The organism is Streptomyces smaragdinus (assembly GCF_009604385.1).
GTDB classification, from domain to species: Bacteria; Actinomycetota; Actinomycetes; order Streptomycetales; family Streptomycetaceae; genus Streptomyces; species Streptomyces smaragdinus.
On record NZ_WEGJ01000001.1, the window covers coordinates 410,849 to 431,929 of the forward strand.

A 21,081-nucleotide genomic window follows, 5' to 3' on the forward strand; every position below is an offset into this window, starting at 1 on the left:
CCGCATGCGTACCCACCGAGCCGCACGCCGCCGTACCACCGCGATCCTGTGCACCGCCGTCCTGGCGCTCGGCGCCCTGACCGCGTGCGGGCAGGACAGCGAGGGCGGCAGCAAGAACCAGGACACCGGCGACGCCAAGGGCGGCACCATCGGCATCGCGATGCCGACCAAGTCGTCGGAACGCTGGATCGCCGACGGCAACAACATGGTCAAGGAGTTCGAGGCCAAGGGCTACAAGACCGACCTCCAGTACGGCGACGACAAGGTCGAGAACCAGGTCGCGCAGATCGAGAACATGATCTCCAAGGGTCACAAGGCGCTGGTAATCGCCGCCATCGACGGCTCCTCCCTGACGGATGTCCTGGCCCGCGCCAAGGAGCAGGGCATCGCCGTCATCTCCTACGACCGGCTCATCCGCGGCACGGAGAACGTCGACTACTACGCCACGTTCGACAACCACAAGGTCGGCGAGCTGCAGGCGCAGTACATCGTGGACGCCCTGAAACTGGACGACAACCCGGACAAGAAGTTCAACGTCGAGCTGTTCGCCGGCTCCCCCGACGACAACAACACCGGCTTCTTCTTCAACGGCGCGATGGACACGTTCAAGCCGTACCTGGACAAGGGCCAGCTCGTCGTGAAGTCCGGCCAGACCAAGCTCAACCAGGTCTCCACCCTGCGCTGGGACGGCGGCACCGCCCAGAAGCGGATGGACGACCTGCTGTCGAAGAACTACACCTCCGACGAGGTCGACGCGGTCCTCTCCCCGTACGACGGCATCTCCATCGGCATCCTCTCCGCCCTGAAGAGCGCCGGCTACGGCAGCGGCGGCAAGGACCTGCCGGTCGTCACCGGTCAGGACGCGGAGCTGGCGTCGGTGAAGTCCATCATCGCGGGTGAGCAGACGCAGACGGTGTACAAGGACACCCGCAAGCTCGCCAAGCAGGCGGCGCAGATGACGGACGCGGTGCTGACGGGCGGCAAGCCGGAGACCAACGACACCACGTCGTACGACAACGGCGTGAAGGTCGTCCCGTCGTTCCTGCTGGAGCCGGTGAGCATCGACAAGAGCAACTACCAGACGCTGATCGACGAGGGCTACTACGACGCCGGGCAGCTCAAGTGACCGAGCCCGTCCTGCAGATGCGCGGCATCACCAAGACCTTCCCGGGCGTCCGCGCGCTCACCGGGGTCGACCTCACGGTCGCCCCCGGTGAGATCCACGCCGTGGTCGGCGAGAACGGCGCCGGCAAGTCGACGCTGATGAAGGTCCTGAGCGGGGTCCACCGCGCCGGCACGTACGAGGGGGACATCCTCTTCGAGGGCGAGCCGTGCGCGTTCCGGGACATCCGGGCCAGTGAGCAGCGCGGCATCGTGATCATCCATCAGGAGCTGGCCCTGGTGCCGTACCTGTCGATCGCGGAGAACATCTTCCTCGGCAACGAGCACGCCAGACGCGGCATCATCTCCTGGAACGAGACCCTGCGGCACGCCTCCGCGCTGCTGAAACGGGTCGGTCTCGGCGGGGAGAAGCCGCAGACGCGGATCGCGGACATCGGGGTGGGCAAGCAGCAGCTGGTGGAGATCGCCAAGGCGCTCTCCAAGAAGGTGAAGCTGCTGATCCTCGACGAGCCGACGGCCGCCCTCAACGACCAGGACAGCCGCAAGCTCCTCGACCTCATCCTGGAGTTCAAGTCGCACGGCATCGCCTGCATCCTCATCTCGCACAAGCTGAACGAGGTGCGCCGCGTCGCCGACCGGGTCACCGTCCTGCGCGACGGCCGCACCATCGAGACCCTCGACGCCGCCGAGGCCACGGAGGACCGCATCATCCGCGGCATGGTCGGCCGCGACCTGGACCACCGCTTCCCGGAACGCTCGCGCTACCCGGGCACGCACGCGGTCGCCCTGGCCGTCGAGGGGTGGACGGTGCGCCATCCCATCGACCACGAGCGCAAGGTCGTCGACGGCGTGTCGATCGAGGTGCGGCGCGGTGAGATCGTCGGCATCGCGGGGCTGATGGGCGCCGGGCGCACCGAGCTGGCGATGAGCGTCTTCGGCCGCTCGTACGGGGTGTACGACGGCGGCACGGTACGGGTCGACGGCCGGGAGGTGTCCACCCGTACCGTGCCGGAGGCCGTCGGGCACGGCATCGCGTACGTCACCGAGGACCGCAAGACGTACGGGCTGAACCTGATCGACGACATCAACCGCAACATCTCCCTGGCCTCGCTGACCGGCCTGGCCCGGCGCGGCGTCGTCGACGAGCACGCGGAACGGCGGGTCGCCGAGTCCTACCGCCGCTCGATGAACATCAAGACCCCCACCGTGTTCGAGACGGTGGGCCGGCTGAGCGGCGGCAACCAGCAGAAGGTCGTCCTCAGCAAGTGGATCCACGCCGACCCCGAGGTGCTGATCCTCGACGAGCCGACCCGCGGGATCGACGTGGGCGCCAAGTACGAGATCTACACCGTGATCGACGCGCTCGCGGCGCGCGGCAAGGCGGTCGTGTTCATCTCGTCCGAGCTGCCCGAGCTGCTGGGGATGTGCGACCGCATCTACACCATGGCCGCGGGCCGCCTCACCGGCGAGGTGACGCGGGCCGAGGCCACCCAGGAAGTCCTCATGCGCCATATGACCAAGAACGTGAGGGAAGCGTCATGAGCCCCGTGACCACCGACAAGGCGCCCGCCCCCGCGAAGGCGGCGAAGGACCGCGCGGGCGGGCTGGCCGGCGCCCTGCTGGACGCGATGCGCGGCAACATGCGCCAGTACGGGATGCTCGTCGCCCTCGGGCTGATCGTCGTGCTGTTCCAGATCTGGACGGACGGCACGCTGCTGATGCCGCGCAACGTCTCCAACATCGTCCAGCAGAACAGCTACATCCTGATCCTGGCGATGGGCATGATGATCGTCATCATCGCCGGGCACATCGATCTGTCGGTGGGCTCCCTCGCCGCGTTCGTCGGGGCGATCGCCGCGGTGATGATGGTGGAGCAGGACTTCGCCTGGCCGGTGGCGCTGGGGGCGTCGCTGCTGATCGGCGCGGTGGCCGGGGCCTGGCAGGGGTTCTGGATCGCGTATGTGGGCATACCGTCGTTCATCGTCACGCTGGCCGGGATGCTGCTGTTCCGCGGGGCCACACAGATCGTCCTGGAGGGGCAGTCGATCTCGCCGTTCCCGCGCGGCTTCCAGGACATCAGCCAGGGCTTCCTGCCCGAGGTCGGGCCGGCCACCAACTACCACAACCTCACCCTGCTGATCGGCTTCGCGATCACCGCGGTGGTGCTGTGGCAGGAGTGGCGCGACCGGCGCCGGCAGCTGGCGTACGAGCTGGACGTGCTGCCGCTGCGGCTGTGGCTGCTCAAGTGCGTGGCGATCCTCGCGGCGATCGTGGTGTTCACCATGCTGCTGGCCAGCTACCGGGGTGTTCCGGTGGTCCTGCTGATCATGTGCGGGCTGCTGATCGCGCTGGGTTTCGTGATGCGCAACGCGGTCGTCGGCCGGCATGTGTACGCGCTGGGCGGCAACAAGGCGGCGGCGAAGCTGTCGGGGGTGAAGGACAAGCGGGTCACGTTCCTGGTGTTCGTCACCATGGGCGTGCTCGCCGCCCTCGCCGGCTGTGTGTACGCGGCGCGGCTGAACGCCGGGACGCCGCAGGCCGGTATCAACTTCGAGCTCGAGGCCATCGCGGCCGCGTTCATCGGCGGCGCGTCGATGAGCGGCGGGGTGGGCACGGTGCTGGGCGCGGTCATCGGCGGCCTGGTGCTGGGCGTCCTCAACAACGGCATGTCGCTGGTCGGCATCGGCACGGACTACCAGCAGGTCATCAAGGGCCTGGTGCTGCTCGCCGCGGTCGGCTTCGACGTGTGGAACAAGCGCAAGGCCGGGTCGTGACCCGGCCCTTCGGCCCGGGGCACGCCCGCCCCGGGCCCAGGTAACCAGGAGGCGCTGTCATGAGTACGAGCCGTCGCACCTTACTCGCCGCCACCGCCGGGGGCCTCGCCGCCGCCGGCATGGCCACCGCCGCCCCGGCGCACGCGGCCGGGGGACGCCCGGCGCGGGAGTTCTTCGGCCGGCTGGCCGACGGGACCCGCGTCGACCGCTGGACGCTCGCCAACGGCGGCACCCGGATGGCCGTCCTGTCGTACGGCGGGATCGTGCAGTCGCTGGAGCTGCCCGACCGCCGCGGCCGGTACGCCAACGTGTCGCTGGGCTTCGGCACGCTGGAGGAGTACGTGGCGTCCAGCCCGTACTTCGGCGCGCTGATCGGCCGGTACGGCAACCGCATCGCGGCCGGCCGGTTCACCCTGGACGGGCAGTCGTACCAGCTGCCGCTGAACGACGGGCCGAACACCCTGCACGGCGGCACCCAGGGCTTCGACAAGCGGGTGTGGGACGTCGAGCCGTTCACCGCGGGCTCCGACGTCGGACTGACGCTGCGGTACGTCAGCGGGGACGGGGAGATGGGCTACCCCGGCGCGCTGTCCGTACGCGTGGACTACACCCTGACCCGGGACGGGGACTGGCGGATCGACTACACGGCCACCACCACGAAGGCCACCGTCGTCAATCTGACCAGCCACGTCTACTACAACCTGGCCGGGGAGGGCAGCGGCGGCGTGTACGACCACGAGCTGACCCTCGACGCCGCCCGCTACACGCCCGTCGACGCCACGCTCATCCCGACCGGCGAGCTCGCCCCGGTGGCGGGCACGCCGTTCGACTTCCGGCGCGGGAAGGCGATCGGCGCGGACATCCGCGACAGCCATCAGCAGCTGCTGTACGGCCAGGGCATCGACCACAACTTCGTCCTGGACAAGGGCAGCACCCGGCTGCCGGAGCGGGTGGCGACGGTGCGTGAGCCGCGCTCGGGACGGTCGATGAGCATCGCCACCACCGAGCCGGGGCTGCAGTTCTACAGCGGCAACTTCCTCGACGGGTCCTTCGCCGGGACGTCGGACCGGGTGTACCGGCAGGGCGACGGATTCTGTCTGGAAACACAGCATTTCCCGGACTCGCCGAACCATCCGTCGTTCCCGTCCACCGTATTGCGGCCGGGTGACACGTATCGGACGACTACAGTGCACTCGTTCGGCTGATCGCCGTCGTCCGACGGACGGTGTGCTGAGCCCTGCTCCGCCCCGCGGGTACCTGACAGTCCACGGGGCGGGGCTCTTCCGTGTCCCCGCTCAGCCCGCGAAGGGCGGCTGTACGAAGCCGTGTCCGGCGTCCGGCAGGACGAGGAGGGAGCCGGCGAGCGGGCGGGGGTCGCCCGTCGCGGCCGTGGTGACGTACAGGTCGGTCAGGTCCGGGCCGCCGAAGGCGCAGGACGTGGGGCGGCTCACGGGCATCGCGACGAAGCGCTCCAGCCGCCCGTCGGGGGTGTAGCGGCGGACCGCGCCGCCGTTCCACAGGGCCACCCAGACGCAGCCCTCGGCGTCCACGCACAGGCCGTCGGGGAAGCCGGCGCCGTCCTCGATCCGGGCGAAGGGGCGGCGGTTCACGACGCGCGGGCCGTCGACGTCGAACACGTCGACGCGGCCGGTGGGCGAATCGGCGTAGTACATCAGCGTGCCGTCCGGGCTCCATCCGGTGCCGTTGCTGACCGCCACGTCGTCCAGCACGGTGTCCGCCGCGCCGTCGCCGGTGATCCGGGTGAGCGTGCCGCCGCCCGGCGCCTCGTCGTAGCGCATCGTCCCGGCCCACAGGGCGCCGTCGGGGGCGACGGCGGCGTCGTTACCACGCCGCCCCGGGACGGGGTCGTGATACAGCCAGCGAAAGGCGCCGTCCGGCTCGTACAGCCCCACCCCGTCCCGGAGGTTGACCGCCACACCACCGCCGGCGCGCGGCAGGGCGGCGCCCACGTGCTGCTCGGTGACCCGCACCGACCGGCGTCCGGTCGCCGGGTCGAAGGTGTGGACGCGGGACCCGAGGATGTCCACCCACAGCAGCCGCCGCGCCGCCGCATCCCACACGGGGCCCTCCCCCAGCGTCGCCCGCGCCCGCAGCGCGACCTCGACGCCGCTCACGCCGGGCCGCCGCCGCGGTACCCCAGCCGCGCGGACAGGTCCTGCGCGCCCTTCACCGCGAGGTCGGTCAGCTCCCGCTGCCGGGTGTCGCTCCAGCGGATCATCGGCACGGACACACTCATCGCGGCCACGACCTGCCCGGCCGAGTCCCGCACCGGCGCCGCGACGCACGACACGTCGGGGTTGGACTCCCGCTCCTCGACGGCGACGCCGCGCTCGCGGATCCCGGCCAGATGGCGGCGCAGCGCCGGCGGGGAGGTGATGCTCCGGTCGGTCATCGCGGCCAGCGGCCGGTCGCCGCCGAGCCGGGCCTCCAGCACGGCGTCCGGGAGGCAGGCCAGAAGCATCTTGCCGACGGCGGTGCAGTGGGCGGGGAGCCGGCGGCCGGCGGCGGACACCATCCGGACCGCGTGGGTGGAGTCGACCTTGGCGATGTAGATGACGTCGGTGTCCTCGAGGATCGCGACGTGCACCGTCTCGTCGCACGTCTCGGCAACCCCGCGGGCCACCTCCCGCCCCTCGGCGGCGAGATCGAGCCGCTCACCGAAGGCGCTGCCCAGTTGGTACGTACGCACCCCGAGCCGGTAACGTCCGGGCTGACCCGGTACGGAGCCCAGGTAGTTGCGGGCGGTCAGGGTGGTGACCAGCTCGTGGACGGTGGTGCGGGGCAGACCCAGACGGCGGGTGATCTCGGGGGCGGAGAGGCTGTCGTCCGTCCCGAGGAACAGCTCCAGTATGTCCATCGCCCGGGTCACGGCGGGCACGAGGCGGCCCATAATTCCCCCCTCATTCGAAATACCGATCACTGATCGAAACCACGAACGCAGCCTAGCTTCCCCGGCGGACGATTGGGAAGCACGTCGGGCCCGCCCCCTCCCGGGCCCTCCGCACCATCTGCGCCGGAGTGGTGACTTCCGCCGGGAAGCCGTTGGTCACAGGCGCGGTCAGCTGCAGCAACCGCCGGTGCTGGGTGCACCGAGTTGCACCAGCTGGGGTGCGGCGGGGGTGCCGCAACAGCCGGCGGAGGCCTCGCCCGGGGCATCGAACAGGCCCGCGCCGCCGCAGACTCCGGTCTCCGGGAGGGTGAGTTCGACCGTGTCGGCGGATTCCAGGTCGCCGGCGACGGCAGCGACGACGGAGCGGACCTGCTCGTAACCGGTCATCGCCAGGAACGTGGGGGCGCGGCCGTAGGACTTCATGCCGACGAGGTAGATGCCCTGTTCGGGGTGGGAGAGTTCGCGGTGGCCGTGCGGGTAGACGGAGCCGCAGGAATGCTGGTTGGGGTCGATCAGCGGGGCGAGTTCGACCGGGGCCTGGAGGCGGTCGTCCAGGTTGAGGCGGATCTCGGAGAGGAACGACAGGTCGGGGCGCAGACCCGTCAGCACGATCACCTCGTCCACCGGCTCCAGGCGGCGGCCGTCCTCGCCGACGAGCACCAGGCCGCCGTCGGCGTCGCGCTCGACGGCCTCGGTGCGGAAGCCGGTGACGGCGTCGGCGTGGCCGTTGTCGACGGCGGCCTTGGCGGCCAGGCCCAGCGCACCGCGGGCGGGGAGCTGGTCGGCGGTGCCGCCGCCGAAGGTGGAGCCGGAGATGCCGCGGCGCAGGATCCACACCGCCTTCGTCCCGGTGCCGTCGCCGGACTCGGCGAGGTCGGCGAGGTAGGCGAGGGCGGTGAACGCGGAGGCGCCGGAGCCGATCACGGCGGTGCGCTTTCCGGCGTAACGGGCCCGTACCACCGGGTCCTCGAGGTCCGGGATGCGGTAGGTGATGTTCGCGGCGGCAGCCTTCTCGCCAAGCGCGGGGAGGCCGTTGGCGCCGGCGGGAGAGGGGGTGGTCCAGGTTCCGGAGGCGTCGATCACGGCGCGGGCGTGGATCCGCTCCTCGCGGCCGTCGGCGTGGGTGACGTGGACGACGAACGGCTGGCCCTCGCGGCCCGCGTCGACGATGCGGTCGCGGCCGGACCGGGAGACGCCGGTGACGGTGGCACCGGTGCGGACGTTGTCGCCGAGGGCGTCGGCGAGGGGCTGCAGGTACTGCCCGGCCCAGTCGCCGCCGGAGGGGTAGGTGGCCGGGTCTGGGCGGGTCCACCCGGTGGGGGCCAGGAGCTTCTCGGCGGCCGGGTCGACCAGCTCGCTCCAGGTGGAGAAGAGCCGTACGTGCGACCACTCCCGCACCGCGGCGCCGGCCGCCGGACCCGCTTCGAGGACCAGGGGGGTGAGGCCGCGTCCGGTCAGGTGGGCGGCGGCTGCCAGGCCGGTCGGTCCGCCGCCGATGACGACGACGGGGAGTTCGGCAAAGGGGGCGGTGGTCATGAGTCGGGCTCCTCGGAGGTGATACGGGCGGGCACGGTTTCCCCCGGACACTCTGATTCGAGATCCGTCGATGTCTTGCGCGGCCAGCCTGCCACCTGTTTCGATGAGCGTCAACATAGACATCTGTCGAATAGGGCGCCCATGCGCCTGGACCGGCAGCCCAGCCATCACACTCCGCCATACCAGCAGCCGCAGCCACCGCGACGTGTCCTCCATCCGGGACGGCCATCACCCGGTGGGCAGTGAAGTACAGACGATCACCGTCGAGTGGCCGTTCATGGAGCGGATCCGTCCGTCCCAGCTGCCGGCGACACCCCGAGCCCAGGCGTCATGGATCTCGGCATCGGGAGCGGAGGCGTGCGTGGTGGACATGCGTCCGTACGGCGCAGGCTCGTTGCCGCCCGCGAAGGAACCGGTCGGGACGCGGCCAGTGGATGGCGGCGCGGTCCCGACGCACCCGCATCGGCGTGAATCAGCTCCTACGCAGCACCCATGGGCCGATCGCCGTACTCGATCGCCACCGTGATCCGGGCACCCAGCGCGGCAGCATAGGTGCGCATCGTCTCCAGGTTGTGGACGTCACCCCGCTCGATCTGGGACACCCGGGCCTGGGAGATACCGGCCGACGCCGCGACCTGCGCCTGGGTGAGGCCTTGCTCCTCGCGGATCTCGCGCAGGTGATACCCGAGCACATGCCTCTCGGTCGCAATGCGCGCCGCCCGCCTACGCGCCGCCCACTCCTCGTCGGACACCTCGGGATGCGCTTCGCGTACGCGCCGCTTCACCTCAGCCCAACTGCTGTGACTGCTCACCGCGCATCGCCGTCCTCTCCTGCGCTTCGCACACCCGCCAGATACTCGCCGTAGCGGGCCTGCGCCAGCGGGATGGCATCGACGTACCACTGGCTCCAACGACCGGCCTTGTCTCCTGCCACAAGAAGGATCGCCTCCCGCTCAGGATCGAACACAAACAGAATGCGCACCTCCGTATGACCTGCGCTCGCTGGCCGCAACTCCTTGAGGTTGTGGATCCGGCTCCCGTGGATACAGTCCACAAGAGGCCGCCCGAGCGTCGGGCCGCTCTCGGCCAGGACGTCGATCGCCGCTTCGACCAGATCGGCGCTCGCCGGATCCTCATCCGCAAGCTTCAGCAGCCACAGCTCCACCGCCGGATGGAGATTGATCTCCCAGTTCACGCTCCGCATCTCAGCCTACGACGCCGAGCCCAAAAAGGGAATCCTTATATCACCAGCTCAACGAGTGAAACTGGACCTCGCTGGCTGACGGATCGCGATCAGCCCTCGTCCGGCACCAGCCGCAGCGAGATGCTGTTGATGCAGTACCTCTGGTCCGTGGGGGTGTCGTAACCCTCACCTCGAAGACGTGACCCAGATGCGAGCCGCACTTGGCACACCGCACCTCCGTGCGCACCATTCCGCGTGAAGTGTCGGGTGACAGAAGTTCTACGGCGTCCGAGTTGCGTGCATCGTAGAAGCTTGGCCAGCGGGGCCCGTCCTCGAACTCGCTGCGCGGCGTCGGCCGCGACGCGGAGCGGGCCGCTCGCAGGACGGCGGCACATCTCACACCCGGACTGATTCGACCTGTGTCAAAATAGATGCATGTCGAACGTCACCCTGCTGCCGGTGCTGAAGCCCGAGGCCGTCGCCCCCTGCTGCCCGCCGCTCACCGAGCGCCCGCTGACCGCCGAGGAGGCCGGGCCGGCCGCGGCCATGTTCAAGGCGCTCGGCGACCCGGTGCGGCTGCGGCTGTTCTCGGCCGTCGCGTCGCACGAGGGCGGCGAGGCATGCGTGTGCGACATCTCCGACGTCGGGGTCTCGCAGCCGACCGTCTCCCATCACCTGAAGAAGCTGAAGGAGGCCGGCCTGCTCACCTCGGAGCGGCGCGGGACGTGGGTGTACTACCGGGTCGAGCCCTCCGTGCTCGCCGCGATGGGGAAGGTGCTGAGCCCTTCGGCCTGATCCCGTCACCGATTCGCGAACCGCTTGCGCCAGGCCAAGGACACGTACACCAGACCCACCAGCACCGGGACCTCGATCAGCGGGCCGACGACACCCGACAGGGCCTGGCCGGACGTGACTCCGAAGGTGGCGATCGCCACCGCGATGGCCAGCTCGAAGTTGTTGCCGGCGGCGGTGAACGCCAGGGTGGCCGTGCGGTCGTACGCGAGACCTATGGCCTTGCCCAGGGCGAAGGTGCCGAACCACATCACGGCGAAGTACGCCAGCAGCGGCAGCGCGATACGGGCCACGTCGCCGGGCTGGCTGGTGATGGTCTCGCCCTGCAGGGCGAACAGGATGACGATCGTGAACAGCAGCCCGTACAGCGCCCAGGGGCCGATCCTCGGCAGGAAGTTGCTCTCGTACCGCTCGCGGCCCAGCTTCCGTTCCCCGATCCGGCGGGTGAGGAAACCGGCGAGCAGCGGGACGCCGAGGAAGACGACGACGTTCGCGGCGATCTTCCAGGCGGAGACATCGAGTTGCTCGCCCTCGCCCAGGCCGAGCCGGCCCGGCAGCAGGTCGAGGTAGAACCAGCCGAGCAGGCCGAACGCCAGGACCTGGAAGACGGAGTTCAGGGCGACGAGTACGGCGGCGGCCTCGCGGTCGCCGCAGGCCAGGTCGTTCCAGATGATGACCATGGCGATGCAGCGGGCCAGACCCACGATGATCAGACCGGTGCGGTACTCGGGCAGGTCCGGCAGGAAGATCCAGGCCAGGGCGAACATCACCGCCGGGCCGACGAGCCAGTTGATCACCAGCGAGGAGACCATCAGCTTCCGGTCGCCGGTGACCGCGTCGAGCTTGTCGTAGCGGACCTTCGCCAGCACCGGATACATCATGACCAGCAGGCCCAGGGCGATCGGCAGCGAGAGCCCACCGATCTCCACCTTCGCCAGAACGTCGTCCATCCCGGGCACGAGCCGCCCGAGCCCGAGCCCGGCGGCCATGGCGAGCAGGATCCACACCGCCAGAAATCGGTCCAGCGTGGAGAGGCCGGCGACAACCGTCGCGCCGCCCGGATCGGACGGCGCGCTCGGATCGGCGAGGTGCGGACTCGTCACGGGCAGGACCTCTTCCGGCTGGTCTCGGTGGTGCGGCGGGCGGCCTCCGCGAGCTCCGCGAAGGAGCCGGCCAGGGTCTCGATGACCTCGGGCCTGAGCCGGTAGTACGTGAAGCGGCCGCACGGCTCGGTGTCCACCACGCCCGCCTCGCGCAGCACCCGCAGATGGTTCGACAGGTTCGTCTGCCGGGCGCCCGTCTCCTCCACGAGATGGGTGGTACACAGCGTCTCCCGAGCGAGGAGCTGCACGATCCGCATCCGCAGCGGATCGGCGAGGACCCTGATCAGGTCAGTGGTGGCTGACGTCAGCATGTGCTGATACTTTCACATCAGCGCATGATGATGTGACATCCCCCGACCGGAAGAGCCCGCCGCCGTGACCAAGCCCTCCGTGCTGTTCGTCTGCGTCCACAACGCCGGCCGCTCCCAGATGGCCGCCGCCTGGCTGTCCCACCTCGCCGGAGACCGTGTGGAGGTCCGCTCCGCCGGCTCCGTACCGGCCGACCGGGTCAACCCGGCCGCCGTCGCCGCCATGGCCGAGGTCGGCATCGACATCACCGCCGAAGCCCCCAAGCTCCTCACCGTCGACACGGTCCGGGCCTCCGACGTGTGCGTCACCATGGGCTGCGGCGACGCCTGCCCCGTCTTCCCCGGCAAGCGCTACCTCGACTGGCAGCTCGACGACCCGGCCGGCCAGGGCCTCGAGGCGGTCCGCCCGATCCGCGACGAGATTCGCGCCCTGATCGAGGGCCTGATCGCCGAGATCGCCCCGAAGACCGGGGCGTGAGCGACGGGATACACCCGCCGCGGCGGCGACTTGGCGCCGCGCGGTGCGCGTGTGCGCGGGCAGGGGGCGGGTAGCTGTGCCGGAATGAGGATGGGCGTGGTCGACATCGGCTCCAACACGGCACGGCTGGTCATCGCGGACACCGAGGTGGGGGCGCCGCTGCCGGTCCACACCCGCAAGTGGCGGCTGCGGCTGGCGCAGCAGGCCGGGGCGGACGGGCGGTTGGGGCCGCAGGCGGTGGAGCGGCTGTCCGAGGCCGTGACGGCGGCGCGGGAGGCGAGCGAGGAGTGGGGCGCCGGGGTGCCGTTCGTGTTCGCGACCGCCGTGGTGCGTGACGCGCCGAACCGGGGTGAGGTGTTACGGGCGGTGCACGAGCGGACGGGGCTGGCGGTGCGGACGCTGCCGGGGGCGGTGGAGGCGGAGCTGACGTTCCTGGCCGCGCGGCGGTGGACGGGGTGGCAGGCGGGGCCCATGGTGGTGCTGGACATCGGCGGGGGGTCGTTCGAGGTGGCCTTCGGCCGGGGCCGGCTGCCCGACTTCGCCGTCTCGCTGCCCCTGGGCGCGGGCCGGCTGACCCGCGAGCATCTGGACGGCGAGGATCCGCCGGGCGCCGCGGCGCTGAAGGAGCTGCGCCGTCACGTGCGCCATCAGCTGCGTGACGTCGCCGCGCGGATCCGCTGGGAGGCGCCCCGTACGGCGGTGGCCACGTCCCGTACGTTCCAGCAGCTCGCCCGGCTGTGCGGCGCCGCGCCCGGGCGTGAGGGCCCGTTCGTCCCGCGTCCGCTGGTCCGCCGCGACCTGCGGCACGCGCTGCGCGGCCTCGCGCAGCTGCCCGCCGCGGAGCGCGCCCGGCTCCCCGGCATCTCCTCCGCCCGGGCCCGCCAGGCGCTGGCCGGCGCGCTGGTCGCGCACACGGCGATGAAGCTCACCGGCACCGACGAGGCGATCGTCTGCCCGTGGGCGATCCGCGAGGGGATCCTGCTGCGTCACCTCGAGGGGGACACGGGGTGGTGGCCGGAGAGCGCCCCCGACACCGCGCGGGCCGTACCGACAGTCGTACGGCCGCTGCACCGGACGTAGCTCAGCCCTCCGCGGCCTTCGTCACGAAGTCGTCCACCATCCGGTTGAAGAGCGCCGCCAGCCGGTTCAGGTCCTCCGCCGACCAGTCGGCCAGCGCCTCCTGCATCCCCCGCCGGCTGACCTCGCGGATCCGCTCCACGGCGTCGCGGCCGGCGTCCGTCAGCCCGATGCGCTGGGCGCGTCCGTCGTCGGGGTCCGGCACCCGGACCACGTATCCGGCGTGCTCCAGCCGCTGCACCTGCCGCGTCACGTGCGAGGCCTCGACGGCGAGGCGGGCCGCCAGCTCGCCGGGGCGCAGCGGCTCGTTGTCCGCGAGGCGGCGCAGCACGGACACCGACGCCCGGTCCAGCGGGACGCCGGCGGTCGCCATCAGCTTCTCGTGCTGACGGAACCGGCCGGACAGATGCGTGATCCGGCTGAGCGCGCGCTCGATCTCGATCACTTCCGCCGGTACGGGGGGCACAGGGGGGGACGCGGGGCGCTTCGAGCGGGTCTGCATGACTCCACCCTAGTCTCTTGCACCGGTCACACCAGAGGGTTGGGCGGACTTTTCGCAGGTCAATTAGTTGCTTGACTTAAGTAAGACCCTTTTGCTTGACTTAGGCAACTACTGCGGGGTCGTCCCGTGGTGCTCTCATGTCCCCCCGGCACGATTCCGAGGAGAACCCCCGTGCAACAGCCCGAAGCCCGATCCGGCCCCCTGGTCGGCGTACTCGCCATGGCCGGAATCACGGCGGCGGTGATGCAGACACTCGTCGTCCCCCTCATCGGCGAGCTGCCGCAGATCCTCGACACCTCCCCGTCGAACGCGGCCTGGGTGATCACGGCGACCCTGCTGGCCGCGGCGGTCTCCACCCCCGTCGCCGGCCGGCTCGGCGACCTGTTCGGCAAGCGGCCGATGCTGCTGATCTCCGTCGTCCCGCTGGTGCTGGGCTCGGCGATCTGCGCCCTGTCCTCCTCCGTCGTCCCGATGATCGTCGGCCGCGGTATGCAGGGCCTGGGCATGGGCGTGATCCCGCTGGGCATCAGCCTGCTGCGCGATGTGGTCCCGCCCGCGAAGCTGACCACGTCCATCGCGCTGATCAGCGCGTCCATGGGCATCGGCGGCGCCCTCGGCCTGCCGATCGCCGCCGCGGTGGCGGAGAACTCCAGCTGGCGGGCGCTGTTCTGGGGCGCGGCCGTGCTGAGCGCCCTGGTGGGCGTGGCGATCCTGCTGTTCGTCCCGGACGCGGCCCGGCCCGAGACCCGCGGGCGCTTCGACTTCCCCGGCGCGCTCGGGCTCGGCGCGGGTCTGATCTGTCTGCTGCTGGCCGTGTCCAAGGGCGGTGACTGGGGCTGGTCGAGCACGACGACGCTGGGGCTGTTCGCCGCCGCCGCGCTCGTCCTGCTGACGTGGGGCTGGTGGGAGCTGCGCACCCGTGACCCGCTGGTCGACCTGCGGGTGACCGCGCGCGGCCAGGTGCTGCTGACCAACGCCGCGTCGGTCGTGGTCGGGTTCGCGATGTACGCGCAGGCGCTGATCATCCCGCAGCTGATGCAGCTGCCGAAGGCCACCGGCTACGGCCTCGGTCAGTCGATGCTCTCGATGGGTCTGTGGATGGCGCCGTCGGGTCTGATGATGATGCTGGTCTCCCCGATCGGCGGCAAGCTGAGCGCGGCCCGCGGCCCGAAGACCACGCTGGTCGTCGGCAGCCTCGTCATCGCGCTCGGCTACGGCTCCTCGGTGGTGCTGCTGGGCTCCACCTGGGGTCTGCTGGTCATCACGCTGATCTGCGCCGCGGGCGTGGGTCTGGCGTACGGGTCGATGCCGGCGCTGATCATGGGCGCGGTGCCCCGGTCGGAGACGGCGTCCGCGAACAGCTTCAACACCCTGATGCGTTCCATCGGCACGTCGGTGTCGGCCGCCGTGACCAGTGTGGTGCTGGCGCAGATGACGGTGAACCTGGGCGGGCACGTGCTGCCGTCGGAGGACGGTTTCCGTACGGGCCTGCTGATCGGCTCCGGGGTCGCCCTGGTGGCCGCGGTGATCGCCGCGTTCATCCCCACGAAGGACGCCGCCGCTCAGACGGCCGTGGACCTGGAGAAGGAGCCCGCCGCCGCGCGGGCGTGACGCGGACGGCCGGGGGACGCCCCGAATCGTCCCCCCGGCCTCTCCCCTTCCGGGACCTCCGTCAGCCGATCCTCCCCGCGCCCGCGCGCCGGGCGAGCAGCCCCGGCAGGGCCCGCGGGTCGTCCACGTGGGTGCGCAGCTCGGGCGTCCACCCGGCGCCGGACCGCAGGAACTCCGCCGGGATCTCCGCGTTGTGGACGGCGATCAGATCGACCGGCGCGCCGTTCACGTAGTTCGTGAGCGCGGTGACCGGCGCCTCGGACCACTTCTTGAGGATCTTCCCCGGTGTGACCCCGGCGCCCAGGGTGAAGGCGTTCTTCTCCGCGTACAGCGCCGAGTTGAAGCCGACGCCGAGTGAGTAGCCGTACTTCTGGCCAGGCAGCACCGTGTAGTGGTTGTTGTACGTGTCGACCTGGCCGAACCGCACGCGCGGCCCGCGCTCGCCGACGCCGGTGAAGCGGTTGTGGTGCAAGGTGGCCTTGAGCTTGCCGCTGTCGTCGGCGCCCGCCCCGTCGCTGTTGCCGATGAGCATGGTCTTGTCGTGGTTCTCCAGCGAGTTCCACGACACGGTGACGTAGTTGGCGCCGCGCACGATGTCGAGCAGGCCGTCGTGCTGCTGGTACGTCTGGCCGTAGTAGGTGGGCAGCGTGCTGTCCGGGTAGCGGCCGTCGGTCAGGGTGTTGTGGTCGATCCACACGTGCGTGGAGCCGTAGACGACCACGGCGTCGTACTCGGAGTTCCAGGCGCCCGTCGCGGTGTCCGTGGGGTCCCACTGGGGGAAGCAGTCGAGCGGGCTCTCCACGGTGAGGTTGCGGACGATGACGTTGTCGACGTTCTTGATCTGCAGGCTGCCGCCGAGGATCGTCGCGTCGCGGCCGACGCCGACGATGGTGGTGTTGGCTGGGACGAGCGCCTTGATGGCGCGGTCCTGGTTGGCGGCGGAGATCGCCCGCAGATCCTCCTGGGGGCCGCTGACGGGGGTGTCGAGGCCCCAGACGGCGGGGTCGTAGTCGGCGAGGTACTGGTCGAGGTCGTAGCCCTCGGCCGCGAGGGCGTCGCAGCCGGCGGAGACGGCGTCGATCGTGCCCTTGACCCTGATGATCTTCGGGGCGTCGCCGGCCTCGTCGAGGACGCGGCGGAACTCCTCCCAGGTGGTGACGGTGTAGACGCGGTCCTTCCCGGCCGCCGAACCGCCGGTGGTTCCGGGCCCCTCGGAGGCCCAGCCGTCGTGCGCGGGGAGGACCTGGCGGGCGATGTCGCCGCCGCGGGCCTGGGCGGGGGCGGCGACGGACAGCGCGAGGGCGGCACAGCCGGCCAGCACAAGAGTGACGCGATCATGACATTCAAGAAACACGGTGCGGCTCCTTCCCGCGAGCGGGGCAGGCTCGCGGACGTCGTCCGGGGTCGGTCCCGGTGGTGCGGGCCGGCGGCACTCTGCCGCCGGCCCGGTGGGGACATACGCGTTACTGCTGCTTCTTCCACTCCGCCTGGGCCTCGTCGAGCTGCCCGGCCAGGGTGTCCAGGAAGTCCTTCGCGGACATCTTGCCGAGGAGCACCTTCTGGAAGTTCGGCTCGTTGTCCGCCTTGCTGAGGGAGTTCCAGTCGGGCAGGTAGTACGGCAGCTGCACGATCTTGATCGTGCCGTCGTTCAGCGCCGCGGCCGCGAGCTTGGTGGCCTCCGCGCTCTGTACCCATCCGTCACCGGCCGCCTCGAGGTTGGACGGGATGGCGCCGGCCGCCTCGTTCCACTTGCTGTTGGACTCGTGGGAGAGCGCGAACTCGACGAACTTCCACGCCGCCGTCTTGTTCTTGCTGCTCTTGAAGATCCCGATGCCGTCCACCGGGTTGGACACCTGCACCCGGGTGCCGTCGTCCAGCGTGGGGTTCGGGATGCCGCGGAACTTGCCCTCGAGAGCCTTCAGATGGTCCTGGTAGGAGCCCAGGTTGTGGCTCAGCATGCCGATCTCGCCGCTGTCCCACTGGGCGACCATCTTCTTGAAGTCGTTGTTCAGGTCGGCCGACGGCGTGACCTTCTTGAAGAGGCCGACGTACTTCTCCAGCGCCGCGACGTTCTTCGGGTCGTTGACGGTGGTCTTGTCGCCGTTCCAGAACTCCGTGATGCCCGACTGCCCGTACGCCGCGTCCAGCGCCTGCGCGATGGAGCCCTCGCCGCCGCGGATGGTGTAGCCGAAGTGGTTCTTGCCCTTGTCGGTGAGCTTCTCCGCCGCCGCGTAGAACTTCGTCCAGGTGCTCGGCTCGTCCAGGCCGGCCGCCTCGAACAGGTCGGTGCGGTACCAGAGCGTGCCGTTGTTCGCGGAGGTCGGCAGGGTGAACATCTGCTCGCCGCCGCCGGCCGCCCGGACGCTGTCCACCATGGCGGTGCTGAGCTTGTCCTTCAGCGGGCTCTTGGCGAGCCTGTCGTCCAGGGGCTCCAGCGCGTTCTGCGCGGCGATCGCCGCGAGCATGGCCGCGCCTACGCCGCCGACGTCGGGGAGGCCGCCGCCCTGGATGGCGGTGTCGTACTTGGACTGGACGCTCTCGGCGGGGATGCCGACGTAGTTGACCTTGATGTCGGGGTTCTTCTTCTCGAAGTCGGCGATGATCTCCTTCCAGACCTCGGTACGGACACCGCCGTTGTTGTCCCAGAAGGTGATCTCGCCCTTGCCGGAGCCCTCCTTGCCCTTGTCGCCGGAGGTGCCGTCGTCACCGCAGGCTGCGGCGGTCAGGGCCAGGGCGGTGGTGAGCGCGAGGGCCGCGGCGAGGCGGCGGCGTCTTGGGTTACTGGACATGGTCGGCTCTCTTCTCTGCGTGGATGAGGGTGTACGTCTGTGGGTGCGTCACGGCCCCACCGCCCGGGTGGCGAGGACCGCCGCGGCATTGCGGTCGAGGGTGCCGTCGGCGACGACGGTGACCACGCGCCGCCGCAGGGTTTCGCCGGGGTGCAGGGGGACGCGGCCGGCGAAGGCCAGGGAGGAGCCGGTGCCCGGGTAGTCGGCGGTGCGCACGAACCACGGGTCGCGGCGGGTGGTGTCGTCGCCGCCGGCGTGGACGAGGGTCCAGCCGTCGCCGGCCAGGGCCAGCCAGCCGGCGGTGGAGCCGTGCACGGCCTCCTCGCCGTCGGCGGCCGGGGTGAAGACGTGCGGGGGGCGGGGTTCCTTGGGGGCGCGCCAGAAGAATCCGCCGTACGCGGCGCCGGGGCGGCCGTTGGTCTGGGGGCTGCCGAACGACAGGGGGGCGGGGGTGGTGTTGGTGAGCGCGAAGGTCAGGTCCAGGGCCCAGGCGGTGTCGTCGAGGCCGGTCGCGCGGACGGTGCGCCGCTCGCGCAGCAGTTCGTGTCCGTCGGCCGTCCAGCTGAGGTCGGCGGTGAAGCCGTCGGGGCGGTGTTCCGTGCAGCCCACGTGGTGCTGGGTGCCGTGGTTGTCGAGTTCGGTGGGGCCCCGGCCGCGTACGTAGGTGCGTCCGCCCCAGAAGTTGTGGCCGTCGACGTCGGGCACGGCGATCCCGGCGCCTAGGTGGTGGACGTGGTCGGCGGGGCGTTCCTCGGTGACGGGGACGCCGGCGAGGGTGGTCACGGGGTGGAAGTAGGGGCGCGGGAGTCCGGGGGCCGTCAGGTAGCGGGCGACCGTGCGGCCGCGGCAGGTGAGGGTGATCACGCGGTGCCCACCTCCGCCGGGCGGGCCCAGGGGGCGCCGAGCTCCGCGAAGAGGCTGCCGGTCTCCGCCGCCGCGGCGACCGTGGCGTCGATGCCGGGGATCACCCGGCGGGGGGCGTTGTCGCCGGGTGCGGTGTGCCAGGCGGAGGGCGGGAGGGGGTGCGGGTCGGGGGCGCGGCGGATCGCCTCGACGGTGCGCATGAAGGCGGCGGTGCGGGCGGGGGGTACGAGGAGGTCCGTACCGTCGGTGAGGTGGGCGGCGAGGTTCTCGAGGAGGTCGGTGCGGCCGTACTCCCGCTCCTCGGGGCCGTGTCCGGCGCGTTGCAGCAGCACGCGGTCCTCCTTGTACCAGAAGGTGATGCGGCCGCGGTCGCCGTGCACCATCACGTACGGCTCGCCCGGCCGCTCGGCGCAGAGGGTGGCCGCGACGGTGACGCGGGGGCCGCGGGCGGGGGTGACGCGGATGCAGGAGGTGTCGTCGGCCTCGATGTCGTGGGCGCGGAAGAGCTCCGTCTCGATCCCGGCGACGTCCTCGGCGCGGGTGACGCCGGCCAGGTCCAGGGCGGTGGCCACCGCGTGGGCGAGGGGGTTGGTCAGCACGCCGTCGACCACGTCGGCCCCGTCCAGGCGCCGCCGGCCGGCCCACGGCGCGCGCCGGTAGTACGCCTCGTCCCGGACCCAGGCGCCGGCCCCGCCGACGGCCGTGACCTCGCCGATCTCCCCCGCCTCGACCAGCGCCCGGATCGCGGGCACGGCATGCGAGCCGAGCGACTGGAACCCGACCTGACAGGCGATACCCGCCGCCGTCACGGCCTCCTCGATCCGCCGGAACCCGGCCGTGGACGGGGCGGGCGGCTTCTCCAGCAACAGATGGACGCCCCGCCGCGCGACGGTGCGGGCCAGGGCCTCGTGGGTGGGGATCGGCGTGCAGACGACGGCGATCCGCGCACCGGTGGTGTCCAGCAGGGCGCCGAGGTCGGCGGACTGCGCGACGCCGGGGCCCACCCCTTCGTCCGCCGTGAGCGGCGTCAGCTCGCAGACGCCCGCGAGCCGGACCGTACCGGCCTGTTCGAGCCGCCGGATGTTGCGCAGATGCCACCGCCCGTGCCCGCGGGCGCCGGCGAGGACGACGGGTATCGCGGTCATCCCTTCACCGCCCCGGAGCTGAAGCCCGTGATGAGCCACTTCTGGATGAAGGCGAAGACGATCACCACGGGCACGGCGGCGATGATGCCGCCCGCCGCGAGCGCGCCGAGGTCGACGCTGTCCGCGCTCATCAGGGTGTTGAGGCCGACGGGGATCGTCTGCTTGTCCTGCCGGCTGAGGAACATCAACGCGAACAGGAAGTGGTTCCACGCGTGGACGAAGGCGAACGACCCGACCGCGATCAGCCCGGGCCGCAGCAGCGGCAGCACCACGACCCGGAAGCCGTGGAAGCGGTTGCAGCCGTCGACCCAGGCGGCCTCCTCCAGGGAGTACGGCACGTTCCTGATGAAGCCGCTGATGAGGATCATCGACAGCGGCAGCTGGAAGACGGTCTCCGCGACGACCACGCTGGCCAGGGAGTTGATCAGCTGCAGCTCGGCGAAGATCCGGAACAGCGGCACCAGCAGCAGCGCCCCCGGCACGAACTGCGAGCACAGCAGCACCAGCATGAAGGGGCGCTTGCCGCGGAAGTCGAAGCGGGCCAGCGCGTAGCCGCCGACGAGGGCGACGACGGTGGTCATCAGCAGGGTGGCGACGCCCGTGACGACGCTGTTCTGGAAGTACGTGGCGAAGCTGCGTTCCGTCCACACCTTCGCGAAGTGCTCCCCCGTCATCGGCCACGGCACCAGCGAGGTGGAGCCGGCGGGGCGGACGGCGAAGAGGAAGATCCAGTAGAAGGGGATGAGGGTGAAGAGCAGATAGATGCCCAGCGGCAGATAGATCTGCCAGCGCGGCGCCTCGTCCCAGGCCCGGTGGCGGCGCCCGCGCGAACGGCCGGACCGGGTGTGCTTCACCTCGGGGGCCACGGACGGCTGGTAGTCGGTGA

At 71.0% G+C, this 21,081-nt stretch carries 22 protein-coding genes and 1 pseudogene; 8 read left to right on the forward strand and 15 right to left on the reverse strand.

Annotated features, from left to right (window positions below; genetic code table 11):
• The first annotated feature begins 4 nt into the window (after positions 1–4).
• From chvE to SRB5_RS02090, 4 genes are read left to right on the forward strand one after another with little or no spacing between them, the layout of a single operon-like run.
• Positions 5–1,126: a multiple monosaccharide ABC transporter substrate-binding protein gene (chvE, locus tag SRB5_RS02075; protein ID WP_153449622.1), complete on the forward strand. Its 1,122-nt coding sequence runs from the start codon at positions 5–7 to the stop codon at positions 1,124–1,126.
• Positions 1,123–2,664, forward strand: coding sequence for a multiple monosaccharide ABC transporter ATP-binding protein (gene mmsA / locus SRB5_RS02080; protein WP_323376804.1), 1,542 nt, complete (start codon positions 1,123–1,125; stop codon positions 2,662–2,664). The genes chvE and mmsA overlap by 4 nt, the downstream gene beginning before the upstream one ends.
• Complete coding sequence (mmsB, locus tag SRB5_RS02085) at positions 2,661–3,896, forward strand: multiple monosaccharide ABC transporter permease (RefSeq protein WP_153449623.1); 1,236 nt, start codon at positions 2,661–2,663, stop codon at positions 3,894–3,896. Before mmsA ends, mmsB begins: the two co-directional genes overlap by 4 nt.
• Positions 3,897–3,955: 59 nt before the next feature.
• The gene (locus SRB5_RS02090) at positions 3,956–5,101 is read left to right on the forward strand and encodes an aldose epimerase family protein (protein WP_153449624.1); all 1,146 of its coding nucleotides are present in this window, start codon (positions 3,956–3,958) and stop codon (positions 5,099–5,101) included.
• 90 nt (positions 5,102–5,191) lie between these two features.
• Here the strand turns inward: SRB5_RS02090 and SRB5_RS02095 are convergent, their stop codons facing one another.
• From SRB5_RS02095 to SRB5_RS02125, 7 genes and pseudogenes are all read right to left on the reverse strand, one after another.
• Positions 5,192–6,031, reverse strand: a complete 840-nt coding sequence (locus SRB5_RS02095) for an SMP-30/gluconolactonase/LRE family protein (protein ID WP_323376806.1) — start codon at positions 6,029–6,031, stop codon at positions 5,192–5,194.
• Positions 6,028–6,807, reverse strand: coding sequence for an IclR family transcriptional regulator (locus tag SRB5_RS02100; protein WP_153449625.1), 780 nt, complete (start codon positions 6,805–6,807; stop codon positions 6,028–6,030). Before SRB5_RS02100 ends, SRB5_RS02095 begins: the two co-directional genes overlap by 4 nt.
• Before the next feature lie 168 nt (positions 6,808–6,975).
• Positions 6,976–8,343: an NAD(P)-binding domain-containing protein gene (locus SRB5_RS02105; RefSeq protein ID WP_153449626.1), complete on the reverse strand. Its 1,368-nt coding sequence runs from the start codon at positions 8,341–8,343 to the stop codon at positions 6,976–6,978.
• Positions 8,344–8,571: 228 nt separating this feature from the next.
• Positions 8,572–8,715 carry a hypothetical protein gene (locus SRB5_RS02110; protein ID WP_153449627.1) on the reverse strand — a complete coding sequence of 48 codons (144 nt, stop codon included), beginning with the start codon at positions 8,713–8,715 and terminating at the stop codon, positions 8,572–8,574.
• Between the two features lie 107 nt (positions 8,716–8,822).
• Positions 8,823–9,155 (reverse strand): helix-turn-helix domain-containing protein, encoded by a 333-nt coding sequence (locus tag SRB5_RS02115; protein WP_323376807.1) that lies wholly within the window; start codon positions 9,153–9,155, stop codon positions 8,823–8,825.
• Entirely contained in the window at positions 9,152–9,547 is a 396-nt protein-coding gene (locus SRB5_RS02120) for a type II toxin-antitoxin system RelE/ParE family toxin (protein ID WP_153449629.1), read from the reverse strand. The genes SRB5_RS02115 and SRB5_RS02120 overlap by 4 nt, the downstream gene beginning before the upstream one ends.
• An 89-nt stretch (positions 9,548–9,636) precedes the next feature.
• A pseudogene (locus tag SRB5_RS02125) lies at positions 9,637–9,854 on the reverse strand (peptide-methionine (R)-S-oxide reductase); the annotation flags it as partial.
• A 107-nt stretch (positions 9,855–9,961) separates the two neighbouring features.
• Here SRB5_RS02125 and SRB5_RS02130 point away from each other — a divergent pair.
• A complete protein-coding gene (locus SRB5_RS02130; protein WP_153449630.1) occupies positions 9,962–10,321 on the forward strand; it encodes an ArsR/SmtB family transcription factor in 360 nt (119 codons plus the stop codon).
• A 5-nt stretch (positions 10,322–10,326) separates the two neighbouring features.
• Here SRB5_RS02130 and arsB read toward each other — a convergent pair whose 3' ends face one another.
• Together arsB and SRB5_RS02140 are read right to left on the reverse strand one after the other, a co-directional pair.
• Positions 10,327–11,421 (reverse strand): ACR3 family arsenite efflux transporter, encoded by a 1,095-nt coding sequence (arsB, locus tag SRB5_RS02135; protein WP_407703858.1) that lies wholly within the window; start codon positions 11,419–11,421, stop codon positions 10,327–10,329.
• A complete protein-coding gene (locus SRB5_RS02140) occupies positions 11,418–11,732 on the reverse strand; it encodes an ArsR/SmtB family transcription factor (protein ID WP_153449631.1) in 315 nt (104 codons plus the stop codon). Before SRB5_RS02140 ends, arsB begins: the two co-directional genes overlap by 4 nt.
• Before the next feature lie 64 nt (positions 11,733–11,796).
• On the opposite strand from SRB5_RS02140, the gene SRB5_RS02145 reads away from it, so the two are divergent.
• Positions 11,797–12,207, forward strand: a complete 411-nt coding sequence (locus SRB5_RS02145) for an arsenate reductase ArsC (RefSeq protein ID WP_323376808.1) — start codon at positions 11,797–11,799, stop codon at positions 12,205–12,207.
• Positions 12,208–12,291: 84 nt separating this feature from the next.
• Positions 12,292–13,287, forward strand: a complete 996-nt coding sequence (locus tag SRB5_RS02150; RefSeq protein ID WP_153449632.1) for a Ppx/GppA phosphatase family protein — start codon at positions 12,292–12,294, stop codon at positions 13,285–13,287.
• Position 13,288: 1 nt separating this feature from the next.
• On the opposite strand, the gene SRB5_RS02155 is transcribed toward SRB5_RS02150, so the two are convergent.
• Positions 13,289–13,786 (reverse strand): MarR family winged helix-turn-helix transcriptional regulator, encoded by a 498-nt coding sequence (locus SRB5_RS02155; RefSeq protein WP_153449633.1) that lies wholly within the window; start codon positions 13,784–13,786, stop codon positions 13,289–13,291.
• Positions 13,787–14,005: 219 nt separating this feature from the next.
• Between SRB5_RS02155 and SRB5_RS02160 the strand changes: the two genes are divergently transcribed.
• Entirely contained in the window at positions 14,006–15,397 is a 1,392-nt protein-coding gene (locus tag SRB5_RS02160; protein ID WP_153449893.1) for an MFS transporter, read from the forward strand.
• 61 nt (positions 15,398–15,458) lie between these two features.
• On the opposite strand, the gene SRB5_RS02165 is transcribed toward SRB5_RS02160, so the two are convergent.
• The 5 genes from SRB5_RS02165 to SRB5_RS02185 all read right to left on the reverse strand — a co-directional run bounded on the left by SRB5_RS02165 (position 15,459) and on the right by SRB5_RS02185 (position 21,061).
• The gene (locus SRB5_RS02165; protein WP_407703859.1) at positions 15,459–16,751 is read right to left on the reverse strand and encodes a pectate lyase family protein; all 1,293 of its coding nucleotides are present in this window, start codon (positions 16,749–16,751) and stop codon (positions 15,459–15,461) included.
• Positions 16,752–16,860: 109 nt separating this feature from the next.
• Positions 16,861–18,186 (reverse strand): ABC transporter substrate-binding protein, encoded by a 1,326-nt coding sequence (locus SRB5_RS02170; RefSeq protein ID WP_153449634.1) that lies wholly within the window; start codon positions 18,184–18,186, stop codon positions 16,861–16,863.
• A gap of 48 nt (positions 18,187–18,234) precedes the next feature.
• Positions 18,235–19,050: a DUF6807 domain-containing protein gene (locus SRB5_RS02175; protein ID WP_407703860.1), complete on the reverse strand. Its 816-nt coding sequence runs from the start codon at positions 19,048–19,050 to the stop codon at positions 18,235–18,237.
• Entirely contained in the window at positions 19,047–20,195 is a 1,149-nt protein-coding gene (locus tag SRB5_RS02180; protein ID WP_153449635.1) for a Gfo/Idh/MocA family protein, read from the reverse strand. The genes SRB5_RS02175 and SRB5_RS02180 overlap by 4 nt, the downstream gene beginning before the upstream one ends.
• Positions 20,192–21,061 (reverse strand): carbohydrate ABC transporter permease, encoded by an 870-nt coding sequence (locus SRB5_RS02185; RefSeq protein WP_323376958.1) that lies wholly within the window; start codon positions 21,059–21,061, stop codon positions 20,192–20,194. The genes SRB5_RS02180 and SRB5_RS02185 overlap by 4 nt, the downstream gene beginning before the upstream one ends.
• Between the last annotated feature and the right edge of the window lie 20 nt (positions 21,062–21,081).

Bases quoted from the DNA above. Each gene is read 5' to 3' on its own strand.
- chvE (WP_153449622.1), top strand. From the start codon at position 5: ATGCGTACCCACCGAGCCGCACGCCGCCGTACCACCGCGATCCTGTGC.
- mmsB (WP_153449623.1), top strand. From the start codon at position 2,661: ATGAGCCCCGTGACCACCGACAAGGCGCCCGCCCCCGCGAAGGCGGCG.
- SRB5_RS02090 (WP_153449624.1), top strand. From the start codon at position 3,956: ATGAGTACGAGCCGTCGCACCTTACTCGCCGCCACCGCCGGGGGCCTC.
- SRB5_RS02100 (WP_153449625.1), bottom strand. From the start codon at position 6,807: ATGGGCCGCCTCGTGCCCGCCGTGACCCGGGCGATGGACATACTGGAG.
- SRB5_RS02105 (WP_153449626.1), bottom strand. From the start codon at position 8,343: ATGACCACCGCCCCCTTTGCCGAACTCCCCGTCGTCGTCATCGGCGGC.
- SRB5_RS02110 (WP_153449627.1), bottom strand. From the start codon at position 8,715: ATGTCCACCACGCACGCCTCCGCTCCCGATGCCGAGATCCATGACGCC.
- SRB5_RS02120 (WP_153449629.1), bottom strand. From the start codon at position 9,547: ATGCGGAGCGTGAACTGGGAGATCAATCTCCATCCGGCGGTGGAGCTG.
- SRB5_RS02130 (WP_153449630.1), top strand. From the start codon at position 9,962: ATGTCGAACGTCACCCTGCTGCCGGTGCTGAAGCCCGAGGCCGTCGCC.
- SRB5_RS02140 (WP_153449631.1), bottom strand. From the start codon at position 11,732: ATGCTGACGTCAGCCACCACTGACCTGATCAGGGTCCTCGCCGATCCG.
- SRB5_RS02150 (WP_153449632.1), top strand. From the start codon at position 12,292: ATGAGGATGGGCGTGGTCGACATCGGCTCCAACACGGCACGGCTGGTC.
- SRB5_RS02155 (WP_153449633.1), bottom strand. From the start codon at position 13,786: ATGCAGACCCGCTCGAAGCGCCCCGCGTCCCCCCCTGTGCCCCCCGTA.
- SRB5_RS02160 (WP_153449893.1), top strand. From the start codon at position 14,006: ATGGCCGGAATCACGGCGGCGGTGATGCAGACACTCGTCGTCCCCCTC.
- SRB5_RS02170 (WP_153449634.1), bottom strand. From the start codon at position 18,186: ATGTCCAGTAACCCAAGACGCCGCCGCCTCGCCGCGGCCCTCGCGCTC.
- SRB5_RS02180 (WP_153449635.1), bottom strand. From the start codon at position 20,195: ATGACCGCGATACCCGTCGTCCTCGCCGGCGCCCGCGGGCACGGGCGG.